Below are 17,551 nucleotides of genomic sequence, written 5' to 3' on the forward strand. Positions count from 1 at the left end.
ATGATAATGATTATCATAAGTATTGCAATGGTGTGTTGTGATAAATGTGGCAAAGAATGGGTTTTGGTGATTTGATTGCTGATCAATTGCACAATTTGAGTGAGGAATGAGCATGGTTAACTTGCCAATAAAGGGCATAAATCATGGTAAAGCTTAGGTATTAAGTGGCTTAAGCACACATTAGTATTTGTTATCCAATAAGTGCACCGCATCTCACGCTGATGATTAATTGTAATGCGATAATATCCAGATTGTTTGTACAGGGTGAAAAACTTTGCCTGTACATTCATATATGAAGCGTTTGCTATTCGCATCTTAGGTGGTTTTGGGTATATAATCTGCCTCCGAAACGGTGTTGTGATAAACGTATAAGCGTAAACGATTCACTAACACGCCAAAGCACTTAAGGTAATCAAATGAATTTAAAGCTAGAACTGCAGACATTGAATGATAAATTAGACAAGTTTCGTCGCAAGTTAGCTGCGGCTGAAGCACGTGGCGATGCCACGATTGTCCTGCAGTTTAAGAAAGAAGTGGCGACAGTGACTAAGCGAATCGCCAGCATTAAAGGCCAGCAAACTCGCGAGTTCAGCAAAGAAGGTGTGGCGCTGAAAGCGTTAGGATTTAAGCGCGTGCTGACTAAAGCCGAACAAGCCGATATGGGTAAGTTAAACAAGTCGGTTAAAGGTTTAGTCGTTGTGCATCCTTTAACGGCATTAGGCCGTGAAATGGGCATAAAAGATGTGACGGGTTTTGCGCCTGCTAAGTTCTAATATTTTCTTTTACAGTTAGTTGTCGTAAGGTTAATTCATGTCGGTAAAGTATATCGCAACATCTAAGTTACCCACTCCTTGGGGTGTTTTTGCTATGCACGGTTTTGAAGAAACCGCGACAGGTAAAGAACACGTTGCTTTGACATTTGGTCAACTGGATCCCACAGAGCCCATGTTAGGTCGTATTCATTCTGAATGTTTGACCGGTGATGCATTATTTAGTTTACGTTGTGATTGTGGTTTTCAATTACAAGCAGCAATGCAGAGTATTGCTGAACAAGGGCAGGGGTTTCTTCTGTACTTGCGCCAGGAAGGCCGTGGTATTGGGTTGCTTAATAAAATAAGAGCTTACGAGCTGCAAGATGCTGGTGCCAATACGGTTGAAGCGAATGAGCGTTTAGGCTTTGAAGCTGATATGCGTAAATACGACATGGTTTTGCCGATGTTAACGCAAATTGGCGTGACTAAAGTAAAGTTGATGACCAATAACCCGCGTAAAGTGATGGCGATGCAAAATATGGGTATCGAAGTCGCAGAACGTATTCCGTTACAAGTGGGAAAGAATCGCTATAACGAATCATACTTAAAGACCAAATCAACAGAGTTGGGCCATATGATGTCGGAATACCATTTCCACGATGAATAGTCTGCAACAATAATAGTCTAAATGATGATGAAACAAAGGCAGAACTTACCGCTTATTGAATCATCATTGTTTGATTACCTGCGTTTTATAGATGTAACCTTCCGCTTATCTTTGATGATATTGCTTATTGTTTGTAGCAGTATGAGTCATGCTGCTGAATTAACGCCGACTACATCACCAGAGCTGATCACTGAACCTGACGCGTCTCATTATGCATTTGCCAATTACCTAGGCAGCGGTGTGTATCGAACTTCTGGCCAAAGCGCTGCTGTCGCCAATATTCCTATGGGATTTGTGCTTGACTCAACAGATGACTATTTATTGAAGTTACGCTTTACTGCATCATTTGGTTTTTTTGATTACTCCTTTAATGACCTACCTCAAGGCAGCATTCCTAACAATGTCGGCACAATTACTCTAACCCCTGGGCTTGAATATCACTGGCTGGTGGACGACAAGTTAACGCTTGAGAGCTATGTTGATTTAGGCTATGGACATAATTTTTCAGCTTACAGTCATGTGGGTATTTTTTCCACTGGCGTTTCTGCACTCTATAAACTTGATGCGCCTTTGTTTACCCCTATTTGGGTAAATCGGATTTATTATGCAGGTTACCAAAGTAATCAAAACGACAGCACAGAAGGCTATTCGGTTTTTAAAACAGGTGTAGATTTTGGGGTTAATTATGATTGGCAGTGGCAAGATGTCCGGGTTGAACCGAGATTGTTTATTGCCGGACACTGGTATTTCGATAAACTAAAATTTGTTACCCCAGTTGGGAAAGATGTTCTAACCTCATACACCTATGAAATAGGCGCAACGCTAGCATTCTCTAAACCTATCAACTTGAGTGCGATAGGCTTAGACAGTGTCGAAATTGAACATTTTGGATTAAGTTATCAAGTCGGTGGTGGGCTTAAAGTGTGGCGCTTAATTTTTGAATTTCCGCTATAAGCCCTACCAATGTGAATAGGTGAATAGGTGAATACATTAATTTGAGCTAGTTCCCCAAATATTGGCATTCACAGGTTCTGTCGATGCAGTCTCTGAGCTAGCTTTAGCAGAAACGACTTTATTTGCTGCAGGTTTAGCTGCATTCACTTTGGCTTTGGCTGGCCGAGATTTAGCGGAAAATGATCCACGGCTATCTTCTTTAGGCGGCGGTAATGGCAGCTTGTTTGCTTTACGATATAAGTATTCAACTTTGTCACGAGCCCAAGGCGTTTTACGTAAAAACTTCAAGGTTGATTTTACACTCGGGTTATCTTTGAAACACTGAATGTTTATCCTAGATGCGAGCTCTTCCCAGCCGTACTTTTCAACGAGTGAAGTCACGATAGTTTCTAGTTTAATGCCGTGAAGCGGGTTGTTTGCTTGTGTCATGGGCCGTGCGAGCTAATTAAGTTTGACAATATTATACCCACATTGTCGTCAAAGTGATATCAACACAAAAACGGCAGCCTAAGCTGCCGTTTATTGATGATAGTAACGTCTATAACTCGTTGGCTAGTTCAACTTTGTCTTCTTCGTCAGTGTCAATATCGCCTTTGCCTTTGGTCTTAATAATAATCATTGTCGTAATGATTGCGGTAGTGACTAAACCTGCAATGGTTGACACTGTCATTGGTAGACCTGCGCCCAATGTTGATGAGTTCAACATAAAGCTAATCACAACACAGGTCATGAACATAGCGGGTACAGTACAAATCCAATGGAATTTATTGTGTCGAAGTAAGTAAGCTGAAGCGGTCCATAACATCAACACCGCTGTGGTTTGGTTTGCAACACCAAAGTAGCGCCAGATAATGCCAAAGTCTACTTGGGTTAACACGGCGCCGACGACAAATAATGGTAACGCGAGCATTAAACGCTTCGGTAACTCTATTTGCTTGATGTTAAAGAACTCTGCCAAAATTAACCGTGCTGAGCGAAATGCGGTATCGCCAGAGGTGATAGGCAATACAATGACACCTAAGATAGCCAAGAAACCACCAAATGTTCCTAATAACCCATTAGATGCTTCGTACACAACGTTTGCTGGGTTGCCTGCCATTCCGGCATTCAATCCTTCTACACCACCAAAGAATGATAATGCAATTGCACACCAAATTAATGCAATAACACCTTCACCAATCATGGCACCAAAAAACACAAAGCGACCGTTTGATTCATTTTCAACGCAGCGCGCCATTAAAGGTGATTGTGTTGCATGGAAACCCGATACTGCACCACATGCAATTGTGATGAATAAGGCTGGCCATAATGGCATGTCTTTAGGGTTTAAGTTGGTAAAGAAGTCACCCATTTCAAAACCAGGTAACATGGTATGTTCGGTTGATAATGCTAACGCTATAATCAGTCCGAGTGACATAAAGACCAGTAATGCGCCAAAGAAGGGGTATAAGCGACCAATAATCTTGTCGATAGGCACGATGGTAGCAATTAAATAATAAACAAAAATGATACCAACAAAGAGAGTGACATCCAGTCCGGTAAGTTTGCTTAGTAATCCTGCAGGAGCAGAGATAAACACTACGCCAACTAGTAACAATAAGATAATGGCAAACAAGTTCATAAAGTGTTTGGCGTTGTTACCTAAGTATTTACCGGCCAAGTTAGGAACTGATTGACCATTATTGCGTACCGATAACATCCCCGAAAAGTAATCGTGCACTGCACCGGCAAAAATACAACCAAATACTATCCATAGCATCGCCGCCGGGCCATAAAGGGCACCAAGGATCGGACCAAAAATTGGACCGACACCAGCAATGTTTAACAGCTGAATTAAATATACTTTCCCTTTAGACATCGGTACGAAGTCGACACCGTCTGTCTGAGTGAAAGCAGGCGTTTGTCTTTGGGTGTTAATGCCGAACACTTTTTCGACAAAAGCCCCATAAATAAAATAGCCGCCAATTAGCAGGCCTACACAAAGTAAAAACCACGTCATTTTGTTATCTCCCCATTTTTATAGTGACATCATTTTAAAACATCAAAATAGGTAATTTGGGACTAACTGAGTGACAGGTTAAAAAGGCTGAGTAAGCGGTAAATAGTCATCCTGAGCGGTTTTAGTTGTTTGGTAAGTGTGGTGCATATCACGCTTAATGTGGCGTAAACAATGTTACTGAAATCCAAGCAACTGCTTTAACTCTTTAAGATAACGACGTGACACCGGCACTTTTGCTCCGCTATGGGTGGTGACTTCTGCGCCCGTGTCGGTGATTTCAATTTCTGAAATAGCACTTGTGGCCAGTAAGTATTGTTTATGGCAACGAAATAGCGCGGTTTTTTGCTCTAATACCTTAAGGGTTAATTGGGTGTGACTGAAACCTTTATTGGAGCACACATGAATACCGCCTACATCACTGACAATAAACTCTACATCAGCGGTAGCGACAACTTTGAGTTTATTGCCACTGTAGCAGGGTAAGTGCGCTAATTGAGTTGGCAGTATCTGCGTCATTGGTTGCGGTGTCATGTTGGTGCGTACTTTGTCTAAGGTTTGGTTAAAGCGCTTTTCATCGATGGGTTTAAGTAAGTAGTCGAATGCATTGTTATCAAATGCTTTGATCGCATATTCATCAAATGCGGTAATAAATACTGCTCGTGGCATTTTTTCAGGATTAAGCATGGCGATTAACTCCATGCCATTTATCCGTGGCATTTGAATATCAACAAAAATCAGATCGGGCTTTAACAGGTTAATTTGTTGTAGTGCTTCAATGGCATTACTACACTGTCCAAGGACTTTGATATCAGGATGTTTGTCGAGTAAATCTGCCACTTCTTGGCGGGCGAAGGGTTCATCATCAATGATTAAGCACGAGATCATTGGTCAATTTCCTTTAACGGTAAACGCACACTAACGCGGGTGAATACATCGGGTTCACACTCAACTTCAATACCGTATTGGCTGCCAAATAAATTTTGAATTCGTTTGTGGACTAAGTTCATGCCTAAACCATCTGTGTTTTTAGAGGGTTGATATAAACCGGCATTATCGGTCACGTTAAGCAATAAGTCATCGCCGTCTAATGTGGCTTTAACATCAATAACACCAGCATCAAGCATCCGCGACGTACCGTGTTTAACTGCATTTTCAATCAAAGGCTGTAAGGTAAATGCAGGCATTTTTTGGTGATGATAAATCATAGCAATATCTATGTTGACTTGCAGTTTGTCGATAAAACGGGCGCGTTCAATGGCTAGGTAAGCGTCTATGTGCTCAAGTTCATCAGCCATTGTCACAAGTCCAGTCGTTCGGGTTAAGTTGATGCGTAAAAATTGCGATAACTGCTGTAATAATTGTTTAGACATTTGCGGGTCACGCTTAATAATTGCACTGATTGTATTGAGTGCATTAAATAAAAAGTGTGGATTAACTTGAGCTTGTAGTAGTTTTATCTCTGCTTGCATCAATAAGTTTTGCTGTTGTTCAAAGCGGCCATAAAGAATTTGGTTAGACAGTAACCTGGCAATGCCTTCGCCTAAAGTACGATTAATGTTTAAAAACAATTTGTTTTTAGGCTCGTATAATTTAATGGTGCCAATGACTTCGTCGTTACTGCGCAGCGGAATAACTAGGCTTGAGCCTAAACTGCAATTGGGCGATATAGAACAGGAATAAGTGGTATCGACACCATCAGCAAACATCACACTATTTTGTGCGATGGCTTCGAGAGTGATTTTTGAGGAAATAGGCGTATTAGGTATATGGTGATCGGCACCAAGCCCAATAAATGCCAGTAATTTAGTGGTGTCGGTAATGGCGACTGCGCCGACTTGGGTTTCTTCTATTACTATCTGGGCGACTTTTTGGCTCGACTCTAAATCAAACCCTTTAGACAGTAAGCCGACACTGCGCTCAGCTATTTTGAGTGCTTTAGTCGAAAAGCTGGAAGAAAGTTTATCAAACATGGCCTTTTGGTCGCGAACAATACTCATAAACATCGCCGCGCCTAATGAGTTAATCAGTAGCATTGGCGGGGCGATGAGTTTGACTAATTCCCAGGCTTGGTCAAAGGGTTTTGCGATTAATACAATTATCGACATCTGCATTATTTCAGCCATAAACGTCACACCAAATACCACAATTGGCTGATAAACCATTTCTGATTTACCGGCTTTTTTGAAGTAATAACTGATCATACCCGCGGATAAGCCTTCTAAGGTGGTGGATATGGCGCAAGCAATATCAGTGAATCCACCCATTGAATAACGGTGTAATCCACCTGTTAACCCAACCAGTAGACCAGTGACTGGTCCACCTAATAATCCGCCCAACACAGCGCCCATAGCACGAGTATTGGCGATGGCTCCAGATGTTTGCTCACCAAAGTAAGTCGCCATAATGCAAAAGCTGGAGAACACCAGATAGATAAAAATTTTGTGCGGTAATCTTTTTGATGTTTCTGCGAAAAGTTTAAACAATGGCGTTTTACTGACTAAGTAAACGATAACTAAGTAAACACACATTTGCTGTGTTAGCAGTATTATTAACGACATATATTCTCTTTGGATTAATTAAACGCAGTCAAATTGTGGTGGACATATTATTGACTCTTGTGAGCGTGTATTAACAGGTTAGTCAAGTCTAGTTCTCAGCATCTGGTTTTCAAAATGTGAGTGTAATATAAAACCATACTATTTCAATTTCAGTCTATTGTTAAAAAGCCATCAATAGTAATAATAGGTTATCAACTAAGGTTGTTTTAGAACCGGGATATTGTATTTCGATGCATCGCTGAACTATCACGTTTTGTCACGACTAATGAGTCGACCATGATGAGTTGTCTCAACATATCATTGCTCACAATCGGTAATACGCTATAACTTGGGTATTTGGTGCATCACAGGACCGCATCTATGCCAGTATATTCTGAAGATATTAACCAAAAACTGTTGCTGTTAACGTGATGTTTTACGCAATAAATCAGATTGTTTCACACTACTTTGCTGATAAAACTCATCAATGAGTATTCTGAGAATTTTGGATTTGGCAACTTTGCTGGTTTTGGCTATCTCATCCAATTGTGAAATGCTTTTTTCGGTCAGTGTGAAAGTGGCATGACGATAAATTTTAGTGCTTTTTTTATCGAGCCCTTTTAAGAACTCTTGAGTTGTTGAAGTGATATCGGGTTGACCATGCGATGCTCCAAGACCTAACGCATAATTATTAGCATCTTCGATAAAGTCGTCTACAGATACCTTTACTCGGGTATCTTTGGGTTTCTTGCGCTTAAGATCAGTTAAACTCATAACTATTTTCTGGTGGAATGGCAAAAAGCTCATCGGCAATGGCTCTAATTTCATCTGCCGCTTTACCGCTAGGATCGATTTCAAGCACTGAAGAGCCGCTTTCTTCGCTGTCATCATAGATGTTACGACTAAACGTCACTGAATTCAGTGCGCGTAAACCAAAAGACTCAACCACTTCCTTAGCTTCTAAAATCCGTTTACCTTGAGATGGCAGTGCAGGGCATTGTGTTATCACAATGGCGGCAATCATTTTAGGATTGACCATTTTACAAGTACTGAGCATGTCTTCCATATGAGGTAAGGTTTTAAGATCGCGTCGCTTAGGACGAAGTGGGATAACAACATAGGTTGCGACAGACATGGCAGCTCGCATTGCTAGATTATCCTGGCCACCACAATCAACAATGACATAGTCAAACCGATCATTAAGACTCAGTAGATCATTACGGATTTTTCCATAAAGCTGAATACAATTGATGGCTTTTAGGCTGGGGTCATTATTACGAGCTTGGATCCAGTCGGATGTAGTTCGTTGCGGATCGCAGTCAACCATAAGTACATTCGCATCGTGTTTTTGGCTAATATGTACAGCAATATTTTGTGCTAAACAGCTTTTGCCACTGCCACCTTTTTCTCCACCAACCAGCAATATCATGTTGTGATCCTTGATGCTAGGCGCTTTGTAGCACCGAAAATATCGATTAGTATTTTATCTTGAGTATAGAGCAGCCATAAAGGACTGCATGAAAATAATCAATTAAATTAGCTGTAAAGCAATATGGTAACTATGAGGTGAGCATTCGGTGCAACGGCAAACTTGGCCTTTAATGGTATTTTGTTTATCGGTGTTTTCATTGAACGTTAAGGCTATCAAATCACCCACTTTAAAAGAGGTTTTAAAGTCAAATAATACCCCTTTGCGAGCAAGATCGATGCAGATACCATGGTCGACACATGATTCACCATGAGCATTAATCCAATCTAGGCGGATCCGCTCAGCTTCCATATCTACACGTAACGAACCGCGTTTCTCTTCGAATCCTGTTGGCTCTTGGCCCATCCTGTTTCTCCTTGAAATGATCCGTCTATCGGCATCTTGAACTGTTGTTTGGCGATAATTCAACATCAAGACTATAGATGCCTAATTACCGCTAGCCTTACAACATTCTATTGTTTAGCTCATTATTGTTGTCGTTAACATTCAGTGCTGAGTGTTAACGTTTTACATCGACTTATACATTTACCTTTCTATGCTGTTAGTAATTTTTAGCATAACTGCTTTGTTAAGCAAGACAAAATTATCATTATAATGCTGAGTCATCGATACTCGGTATGTTGAGTGGTAGTTAAGGCGATTAATTATCGTAGTCTTGGTTTTTAGGGTAAGGCATTTTCAACTGACCCCAACGGATCACAATTACCGTGCCAGCCAGTAAAATTGTCGACAGTGAAATGGCTAAAATACGCCAATCTTCCATGCCTTTCATGTCTAAAATCAAGTATCGAGCCAATGCAACAATTGCAATATAAAGCGGCATACGAATAGGTAATTTACCGGACTCAATATAATTAACGACCATCGCTAAAACTTCAAGATAAATAAACAGTAATAGTAAATCGGCCAGCTCGACGGTTCGAATGGCAATCATGTGGAGAATTTCTTCACCAATAGCAAATACCGTTGCCAGTGCGATAATTAATAATACTAAATGTTCGATATTTTTTAAGGATTTTAGTCCTACTTTTCGCAGTAATGGCATAGTCATCTTCATTAATAAAATCAAAACACTATTATTGACGACTTCCGCATAATTTCCCAGTGATCTGGGTCGATTTTTTGAGATAAACTGTGGTTTGCAGAATAAGTGGTTAATATACTCTCCACTCAATATCGATATAGTATGATTTACGCCGTTATGAGTCATTAGTTAGCGTTTTATCTTTACTAGGCTCAGATTAATCCTTCATGAGGCTAGAGTCATGCCATTCAATAGACATAAAAAAACCGCTAAAGCGATGCTCTAGCGGTTTGTCTAAATAAAGGTAAACGATTAACGTTTTAAACCTTCATTTAGTAGAGGACGCATAGTTTTAACTAATTGCGTGGTCACTTTTGGACTACCAGCCACAATGTTTCCTGAAACCATATAGTTGTGTCCGCCCATAAAGTCAGTAACAGTACCGCCAGCTTCACGACAAATTAAGTCGCCCGCAGCAATGTCCCACGGCTTAAGACCAATTTCAAAGAAACCATCTAAACGGCCTGCAGCGACGTAAGCTAAATCTAATGCAGCAGAACCACCACGACGGATATCAGCACATAATGGGAATACTTCACCCAAAATAGCCATATAGCTTTCAGTGTGTTGACGTGCTTTGAATGGGAAACCGGTGCCAATCATGGTGCTGCTCAAATCATTTACGTTGGTTACACGTAAACGGAAATCATTGAGCTTAGCGCCTTTGCCGCGAATCGCTGAAAATAATTCTTCACGGACAGGATCGTAAATAACGGCAACTTCAATTTTGCCTTTATATTGTAATGCGATAGATACCGCGAAGTGAGGAATACCACGAACGAAGTTGTTAGTGCCATCCAAAGGATCAACAATCCAAATGTAGTCTTTATCAGTACCACGGTTTTCACCGTTTTCTTCACCAATAATGGTGTGGTCTGGATAAGATTTACGAATTTGATATGTAATAGTTGCTTCTACTTCCTTGTCTACACTAGTCACAAAATCATTAATACCTTTACTGCTTACCTCAACACGGTCAAGTTCAGTATAGGCGCGCATAATAGTTTGGCCCGCGGCGCGAGCAGCGCGCGTGGCAATAGTCAGCATCGGATGCATTGCAATCCCCTGGATGTTAAAGAACGAGTAAAATAGCGTCCGCATTATACTTAATTTGACAGTTATATCAAATGCAGATTTTCATATAACGTAATTTTTAACGATTGTGATAATATACGGATAATATTTTTAGCTAAAAGAAAGTGCTACATGCTCAGTAATATTCGTGTTGTTTTAGTTGGTACCTCACACCCTGGTAATATTGGCTCTACTGCTAGAGCGATGAAAACCATGGGCTTATCAAATTTATATCTTGCAGAGCCAAGAACAGAGCCTGATGGGCAATCGATAGCACTAGCTGCTGGTGCGTCAGACATTCTGAAAAACCTTACGCGAGTTGATTCGTTAGAAGAAGCCATAGCCGATTGTAGTCTAGTCATTGCCACGAGTGCACGCAGCCGTACTCTTGATTGGCCGATGCTTGATCCTCGTGAAGCGGGTTTGAAACTCACTAAAGAAAGCTTAAATGGCCCTGTTGCTATTGTTTTTGGTCGTGAGAATCATGGCTTAAGTAATGAAGAGTTACAAAAATGTACTTACCATGTAGCTATTCCGGCAAATCCAGAATATAGCTCGTTAAACTTGGCTCAAGCAGTACAAATTATTTGTTATGAAACTCGAGTTGCACATCTAGCGCAAACAGAAACACCCACTGTAACGGATGAATATCCATTAACCTCTGAGCTAGAACGTTTCTTTGTCCATTTAGAGTCGACGTTGTCTAAAACAGGGTTTGTGATTAAGAATCATCCTGGACAAGTGATGACTAAACTTCGTCGTTTATACACTCGTGCACGTATTGAAGCACCAGAGATGAATATTCTTCGTGGTATTTTGACTTCCATTGATAAGAAAATGGATAAACAAGATTAAGCAGTAAAGGAACATACCATGGGCATCATCGATAGACTAAAAGAAGACATTGAATCGATATATCATCGAGATCCAGCCGCAAACAGTACCTTAGAGATAATATTTAATTATCCAGGTATGCACGCGATTTGGATCCACCGTATTAGTCATAAACTCTGGCTTGCCAACTGGCGCTTTACTGCGCGTTGTTTATCAACATTTTCGCGTTGGTTAACGGGTGTTGAAATTCATCCTGGAGCGACGATTGGTCGACGTTTTTTTATTGACCATGGTATGGGTGTCGTTATTGGTGAAACCGCTGAAATCGGTGATGATTGCACACTTTATCATAGCGTTACTTTGGGTGGGACCACCTGGCAGCCAGGCAAACGTCATCCTACATTAGGTAATAATGTAGTTATTGGTGCAGGGGCCAAAGTACTTGGACCTATCACTATGCATGATGGTGCACGTGTTGGCTCTAATTCTGTGGTTGTTAAAGATGTCGCAAGCGATCATACCGTCGTAGGTATTCCTGGACGTGTAGTGGCTTCGCCGACCAACCAGTCAAAAGAAAAAACTGAACGTCGCACCGAAATGGCCAAAAAGTACGGTTTTGATGCGTACGCTGTGTCACCAGACAATCCAGATCCGGTCGCTAATGCGATTGGGCAAATGCTTGACCATATGCATTTGATGGACTCTAAAGTACAAGAACTGTGTAATGCCATTCAACAAATGGGCGGTGAAGTCTGTACTAAAAAGTTGCCAGAGTTAACCGTTGATGCATTCGATGAAGCTTCTCGAGAAGCGGCCACTAATCGTAAACATGACATTGATAAGTTCGACCCGAGTATTTAATAATCCGTAAGTCATTGTAGATTCAAGTCAAAGAAATGGCCGATAATAAGATTAATTTCCTTGTCGGCATTGAATCTTACAAGATAAAAAGGTTAAATACGCCCTGCGAAAACATGGACCTTTTGGTTATAAGCAATGCCATAATACCCGAGTGTTTTAGTAGGATTAATACTTGACTAAATTACTCGGGTATGTTGAAATTACTGCATACTTTTTGGGAGCAGTACAAGTTATGAAACTTACATCAAAAGGTCGCTATGCAGTGACAGCTATGCTGGATGTTGCGATTCACTCTGCTACTGGTCCTGTACCTTTAGCCGATATTTCTGAAAGACAAGGTATCTCTTTGTCTTATCTTGAACAACTCTTCGCTAAGTTACGTAAACATGGTCTAGTGTCGAGTGTCCGCGGACCCGGTGGTGGTTATCGATTAGGTTTAGAAGCCGTCGATATCTCAGTTGGCATGGTCGTGCATGCTGTTGATGAATCTGTAGATGCCACTCGTTGTCAAGGAAAAGGTAACTGCCAAAGCGGTACTCGTTGCCTAACCCATTCTTTATGGGGTGACTTAAGTAAACAAATTTCAGATTTTTTAAACAGTATTTCTCTTGCAGGTTTAATGCAAAAGCGAGATGTAAGATTTATCTCGTTAAAGCAAGATGAAATACAAAAGGAACATAGAGTGAGTTTGTAACTCAGCTATGTTGATTGATATATAATTATTATTTGTACGTTGTATGTAGCCTCATCTGAGACTGCTAAGTACGGAGTGTGTTATGAAGCTTCCTATCTATTTAGATTATGCCGCAACAACCCCTGTAGATCCGCGTGTCGCAGAAAAAATGATGCAACACATGACAATGGACGGTGTATTTGGTAATCCAGCATCGCGTTCACATCGTTATGGTTGGCAAGCAGAAGAGGCGGTTGATGTCGCCCGTAATCAAGTTGCCGATTTAATTAATGCTGATCACCGTGAAATTGTCTTCACATCAGGTGCGACAGAGTCAAGTAACCTTGCGATTAAAGGTATTGCCCATTTTTATCATAAAAAGGGCAAGCACATCATCACCAGTAAAACTGAACATAAAGCAACGTTAGACACGTGCCGTCAGTTAGAACGTGAAGGTTATGAAGTCACTTATCTTGTTCCCGATGCTAACGGCATTATCCCAATGGAACGCTTAGAAGCGGCGATGCGTGATGACACTATTTTAGTCAGCATTATGCACGTTAACAACGAGATTGGTGTTATCCATGATATCAACGCAATTGGTGAATTATGTCGTTCAAAAGGCATCTTTTTCCACATGGATGCGGCACAAAGTGCTGGCAAAATACCAATTGACGTTCAAACCACCAAAGTTGATTTGATTTCGATTTCTGGCCATAAAATGTATGGACCAAAAGGTATCGGCGCATTATATGTTCGCCGTAAGCCACGTATTCGTCTTGAATCGCAAATGCACGGTGGTGGACACGAACGCGGTATGCGTAGTGGCACACTAGCAACACATCAAATCGTTGGTTTAGGTGAGGCTGCAGTTGTTGCAAAACAAGACATGGCAGCTGATAGCGCACGTATTACTCATCTACGCGATAAGTTGTGGAACGGTATTAAACACATTGAAGAAACCTATATCAACGGTGATATGGAACAACGCTATAGTGGTATTTTTAACGTGAGCTTCAACTTTGTTGAAGGCGAGTCGTTAATGATGGCCTTGAAAGACTTAGCGGTTTCTTCAGGTTCAGCCTGTACTTCAGCAAGTTTAGAGCCAAGCTACGTATTACGTGCTTTGGGTTTAAATGATGAAATGGCACATAGCTCGATTCGTTTCTCTATTGGTCGCTTTACGACTGATGAAGAAATTGACCACGCTATCAAAACGATAACTGAATCTATCGATAAGTTACGTGAAATGTCTCCATTATGGGAGATGTTCAAAGATGGTATCGATTTAGAGCAAGTCCAATGGGCACATCACTAATTTAATCTTATTAAATGAGTGTAATACCATTAAATCGTAAACTGATAACGACACAGATTTTGGAGCAGTATCATGGCTTATAGCGAAAAAGTAATCGATCATTATGAAAACCCACGTAACGTAGGTTCATTTGATAAGAACGATCCATCAGTAGTAACTGGTATGGTTGGTGCACCCGCCTGTGGTGATGTAATGAAATTGCAACTTAAAATTAATGCTGACGGCATTATTGAAGATGCAAAATTCAAAACCTATGGTTGCGGTAGCGCAATTGCATCTAGCTCATTAGTAACAGAATGGGTCAAAGGCAAAAGCGTTGATGAAGCAGCGACGATTAAGAATGCAGACATCGCCGAAGAGTTAGCATTGCCGCCGGTTAAAATTCATTGCTCAATTTTGGCTGAAGATGCCATTAAAGCAGCAATTGAAGAGTATAAAAGCAGACAAGCTAAGTAATACCTGGAGTTAAGATGGCAATTTCAATGACCCCCGCTGCGGCTGATCGAGTTAGATCGTTTCTTGCTAATCGCGGGAAAGGCCTCGGCTTGCGCCTTGGGTTGAGAACATCAGGTTGTTCAGGAATGGCATACGTCATTGAGTTCGTTGACGATCTCAATGACGATGATGAACTTTATAATATCGAAGGTGTGAATATCATCATCGATGCAAAAAGCTTCATTTATTTGCAAGGTATTGAACTTGATTTTGTCAAAGAAGGCCTAAACGAAGGTTTTCAGTTCAATAACCCTAACGCAAAGGGTGAGTGTGGTTGTGGTGAAAGTTTCACCGTTTAATCATTGTTCATCTAATTAAGCCGTTTTATATCAAACAGTAAGCATGATATCTGCCCATGAATTATTTCGATCTGTTTAATGTAGTACCTGCCTTTGATATCGACACCGCCTTACTTGCAGAGCGCTATCGCGACCTGCAAAGGGCGGTTCATCCCGATAAATTCGCTAATGATACCGAGCAACAAAAGCTCCTTTCAGTACAGCGTACTGCACAAGTTAATGATGGCTATCAAACGTTAAAGAATCCCTTACGCCGTGCTGAACATATGTTGAGCTTGCGCGGAATTGAATTAAGTCATGAAACCACAACATTGAAAGATGGTGCATTTTTGATGCAGCAAATGGAGTGGCGTGAAGCACTTGAAGACATCAAAGATAGTAGTGAACCACAGTCATCAATTGATGAATTGTATGATTCGTTTGCTGAATTTGAGTCAACATTATTCACTAAGCTAGCGACGCGATTGATTAGTGATGAAAGTTCAGATGCTTTATTAGCGGCAGATCAAATTCGTAAGCTAAAGTTTATGGCAAAATTACATGATGAGTTAGCCCGTATTGAAGATGGCTTGCTCGACTAATTGGCCCTAAATTCTAAACCTTATTATTTATGATTAGCTTGGCTAATCGATAACACAACAAGTTGGAACACTATGGCACTGTTGCAAATTGCAGAACCTGGCCAAAGCGCCGCACCGCACCAGCATCGTCTTGCGGTTGGAATTGATCTTGGTACCACCAACTCACTTGTTGCTGCGGTAAGAAGTGCTCAAGCATTAACTTTGCCTGATGAGCAAGGTCGTCATTCATTGCCGTCTGTGGTGCATTATGGCGAAACCAATGTGTTAGTGGGCTATGAAGCTCAAGACAAATCGGCTTTAGAACCACAAAACACCATCGTTTCTGTGAAGCGTTTTATGGGACGTAGCCTCACTGATATTCAGTCTGGTGTACATCGTTTACCCTACGCATTACACGCGAGTGAAAACGGCTTGCCAGTGTTTACTACGCCGATGGGACAAGTTAATCCTATTCAAGTGTCTGCCGAAATTTTAAAACCTTTAATTGCGCGAGCTGAAACCACGTTAGGTGGTGAATTAGAAGGCGTTGTGATTACCGTACCTGCGTATTTTGATGATGCACAACGTCAAGGTACCAAAGACGCTGCTGAATTATTGGGTGTTAAAGTATTACGTTTATTGAACGAACCCACTGCTGCAGCCATTGCTTATGGATTAGATTCAAAGCAAGAAGGTGTGATTGCCATTTACGACTTGGGCGGCGGTACTTTCGATATCTCGGTTTTACGATTAAACCGTGGCGTATTTGAAGTGTTAGCCACAGGTGGTGATTCTGCATTGGGTGGTGATGATTTCGATCACTTACTCGTGAGCCATTTACAACAGGCATGGCAGATAACAGAACCAGGCAGTCAATTAGCACGTCAATTACTGATTGAAGCTCGCCGAGTTAAAGAAGCGTTGACTGACAATGACAGCGTTGAAGCTTCTGTCGTCATAGCTGAAAAGACATTAACCTGCATTGTCGATAAAAGCTTACTTAACGAGTTAATTGGCGCGTTGGTGAAAAAAACTATCGGCAGTTGTCGTCGTACTTTACGTGATGCTGGCGTGAGTGTGGATGAGGTTATTGAAACCGTCATGGTCGGTGGCTCAACTCGCGTGCCATTGGTGCGTGAACAAGTTGAAACTTTTTTCAAAAAGACACCATTGACATCAATCGATCCTGATCGTGTTGTTGCTATTGGTGCCGCGATTCAAGCAGATATTCTTGTTGGTAATAAGCCTGAATCGGATTTGTTACTATTAGATGTGATTCCATTATCCCTAGGTGTTGAAACCATGGGCGGCCTGGTTGAAAAAGTGGTTACTCGTAATACCACTATTCCCGTTGCTCGCGCACAAGAGTTTACCACGTTTAAAGATGGTCAAACGGCCATGGCATTCCATGTGGTGCAAGGTGAGCGTGAACTCGTTGATGATTGTCGCTCATTGGCCCGTTTTACCTTACACGGTATTCCGCCTCTAGCGGCAGGTGCTGCACATATCCGGGTGACATTCCAAGTGGATGCTGATGGCTTGCTTAGTGTTACCGCGATGGAAAAGTCCACCGGGGTTAAGACATCGATTCAAGTTAAACCGTCATTTGGTTTATCTGATACTGAAATAGCAACCATGTTAAAAGATTCGATGAAGTATGCTAAAGATGACATTACTCGTCGTATGCTGGCTGAACAAAAAGTTGAAGCGGCGCGGGTGATCGAATCGCTTAATGCTGCTTTGGCAAAAGATGCAGCGCTTCTAGATGAGCAAGAACGCGAAGAGTTAGTCGTTGCGATTGCCCAACTTGATGCCGTAGCACAGCAAGATGATATTGATGCCATTGAAAAAGCGATTGCAAATCTCGATGATAAAACCCAAGATTTTGCGTCAAGACGTATGGATAATTCTATTAGAGCGGCGCTAAAAGGGCAGTCGGTCGACAACATATAGGT

Annotated in this window: 20 protein-coding genes; 11 read left to right on the forward strand and 9 right to left on the reverse strand. The window is 41.3% G+C overall.

The features are described 5' to 3' along the window. Positions 1–416: 416 nt before the first annotated feature. The 3 genes from AAEY99_RS10480 to AAEY99_RS10490 are packed head-to-tail and all read left to right on the forward strand — an operon-like array spanning position 417 to position 2,373. Positions 417–773, forward strand: a complete 357-nt coding sequence (locus tag AAEY99_RS10480; protein WP_059746680.1) for a YibL family ribosome-associated protein — start codon at positions 417–419, stop codon at positions 771–773. Positions 774–810: 37 nt separating this feature from the next. Continuing rightward, positions 811–1,419 (forward strand): GTP cyclohydrolase II, encoded by a 609-nt coding sequence (gene ribA / locus AAEY99_RS10485; protein WP_101088110.1) that lies wholly within the window; start codon positions 811–813, stop codon positions 1,417–1,419. Positions 1,420–1,440: 21 nt separating this feature from the next. Further along, a complete protein-coding gene (locus AAEY99_RS10490; RefSeq protein ID WP_351010426.1) occupies positions 1,441–2,373 on the forward strand; it encodes a hypothetical protein in 933 nt (310 codons plus the stop codon). Positions 2,374–2,409: 36 nt separating this feature from the next. Here AAEY99_RS10490 and AAEY99_RS10495 read toward each other — a convergent pair whose 3' ends face one another. From AAEY99_RS10495 to suhB, 9 genes are all read right to left on the reverse strand, one after another. Further along, a complete protein-coding gene (locus AAEY99_RS10495; RefSeq protein ID WP_101088114.1) occupies positions 2,410–2,802 on the reverse strand; it encodes a VF530 family protein in 393 nt (130 codons plus the stop codon). A 109-nt stretch (positions 2,803–2,911) separates the two neighbouring features. Then, positions 2,912–4,372 carry a carbon starvation CstA family protein gene (locus tag AAEY99_RS10500; protein WP_351010428.1) on the reverse strand — a complete coding sequence of 487 codons (1,461 nt, stop codon included), beginning with the start codon at positions 4,370–4,372 and terminating at the stop codon, positions 2,912–2,914. Between the two features lie 174 nt (positions 4,373–4,546). Continuing rightward, entirely contained in the window at positions 4,547–5,257 is a 711-nt protein-coding gene (btsR, locus tag AAEY99_RS10505) for a two-component system response regulator BtsR (protein ID WP_351010429.1), read from the reverse strand. Further along, entirely contained in the window at positions 5,254–6,930 is a 1,677-nt protein-coding gene (locus tag AAEY99_RS10510; protein WP_351010430.1) for a LytS/YhcK type 5TM receptor domain-containing protein, read from the reverse strand. Before AAEY99_RS10510 ends, btsR begins: the two co-directional genes overlap by 4 nt. 402 nt (positions 6,931–7,332) lie before the next feature. Continuing rightward, entirely contained in the window at positions 7,333–7,683 is a 351-nt protein-coding gene (locus AAEY99_RS10515; RefSeq protein WP_101088122.1) for a replication protein RepA, read from the reverse strand. Beyond that, the gene (locus tag AAEY99_RS10520; RefSeq protein ID WP_011637885.1) at positions 7,670–8,338 is read right to left on the reverse strand and encodes an AAA family ATPase; all 669 of its coding nucleotides are present in this window, start codon (positions 8,336–8,338) and stop codon (positions 7,670–7,672) included. Before AAEY99_RS10520 ends, AAEY99_RS10515 begins: the two co-directional genes overlap by 14 nt. 102 nt (positions 8,339–8,440) lie before the next feature. Beyond that, on the reverse strand, positions 8,441–8,743 hold the full coding sequence (locus AAEY99_RS10525) for a PilZ domain-containing protein (protein WP_101088124.1): 303 nt from the start codon (positions 8,741–8,743) through the stop codon (positions 8,441–8,443). Positions 8,744–9,038: 295 nt separating this feature from the next. Beyond that, complete coding sequence (locus AAEY99_RS10530; protein WP_041413049.1) at positions 9,039–9,443, reverse strand: phosphate-starvation-inducible protein PsiE; 405 nt, start codon at positions 9,441–9,443, stop codon at positions 9,039–9,041. Between the two features lie 291 nt (positions 9,444–9,734). Further along, a complete protein-coding gene (gene suhB / locus AAEY99_RS10535) occupies positions 9,735–10,538 on the reverse strand; it encodes an inositol-1-monophosphatase (protein WP_011637882.1) in 804 nt (267 codons plus the stop codon). 150 nt (positions 10,539–10,688) lie between these two features. Between suhB and trmJ the strand changes: the two genes are divergently transcribed. The 8 genes from trmJ to hscA all read left to right on the forward strand — a co-directional run bounded on the left by trmJ (position 10,689) and on the right by hscA (position 17,549). Then, positions 10,689–11,411: a tRNA (cytosine(32)/uridine(32)-2'-O)-methyltransferase TrmJ gene (gene trmJ, locus AAEY99_RS10540; RefSeq protein ID WP_182744314.1), complete on the forward strand. Its 723-nt coding sequence runs from the start codon at positions 10,689–10,691 to the stop codon at positions 11,409–11,411. An 18-nt stretch (positions 11,412–11,429) separates the two neighbouring features. Then, positions 11,430–12,251 carry a serine O-acetyltransferase gene (cysE, locus tag AAEY99_RS10545; RefSeq protein ID WP_162022807.1) on the forward strand — a complete coding sequence of 274 codons (822 nt, stop codon included), beginning with the start codon at positions 11,430–11,432 and terminating at the stop codon, positions 12,249–12,251. Between the two features lie 232 nt (positions 12,252–12,483). Beyond that, on the forward strand, positions 12,484–12,945 hold the full coding sequence (gene iscR / locus AAEY99_RS10550) for a Fe-S cluster assembly transcriptional regulator IscR (protein ID WP_101088228.1): 462 nt from the start codon (positions 12,484–12,486) through the stop codon (positions 12,943–12,945). 82 nt (positions 12,946–13,027) lie between these two features. Continuing rightward, on the forward strand, positions 13,028–14,242 hold the full coding sequence (locus AAEY99_RS10555) for an IscS subfamily cysteine desulfurase (RefSeq protein ID WP_101088128.1): 1,215 nt from the start codon (positions 13,028–13,030) through the stop codon (positions 14,240–14,242). Positions 14,243–14,314: 72 nt separating this feature from the next. Continuing rightward, positions 14,315–14,698 (forward strand): Fe-S cluster assembly scaffold IscU, encoded by a 384-nt coding sequence (gene iscU, locus AAEY99_RS10560; protein WP_011637877.1) that lies wholly within the window; start codon positions 14,315–14,317, stop codon positions 14,696–14,698. 14 nt (positions 14,699–14,712) lie between these two features. Next, on the forward strand, positions 14,713–15,036 hold the full coding sequence (gene iscA / locus AAEY99_RS10565) for an iron-sulfur cluster assembly protein IscA (RefSeq protein WP_011637876.1): 324 nt from the start codon (positions 14,713–14,715) through the stop codon (positions 15,034–15,036). A 56-nt stretch (positions 15,037–15,092) separates the two neighbouring features. Beyond that, positions 15,093–15,617, forward strand: coding sequence for a co-chaperone HscB (gene hscB, locus AAEY99_RS10570; RefSeq protein WP_351010432.1), 525 nt, complete (start codon positions 15,093–15,095; stop codon positions 15,615–15,617). 72 nt (positions 15,618–15,689) lie between these two features. Further along, positions 15,690–17,549 carry a Fe-S protein assembly chaperone HscA gene (gene hscA, locus AAEY99_RS10575; RefSeq protein WP_101088133.1) on the forward strand — a complete coding sequence of 620 codons (1,860 nt, stop codon included), beginning with the start codon at positions 15,690–15,692 and terminating at the stop codon, positions 17,547–17,549. Positions 17,550–17,551: the final 2 nt, after the last annotated feature.

This window comes from Shewanella sp. S1-58-MNA-CIBAN-0166 (genome assembly GCF_040310085.1).
Lineage (GTDB): Bacteria > Pseudomonadota > Gammaproteobacteria > Enterobacterales > Shewanellaceae > Shewanella.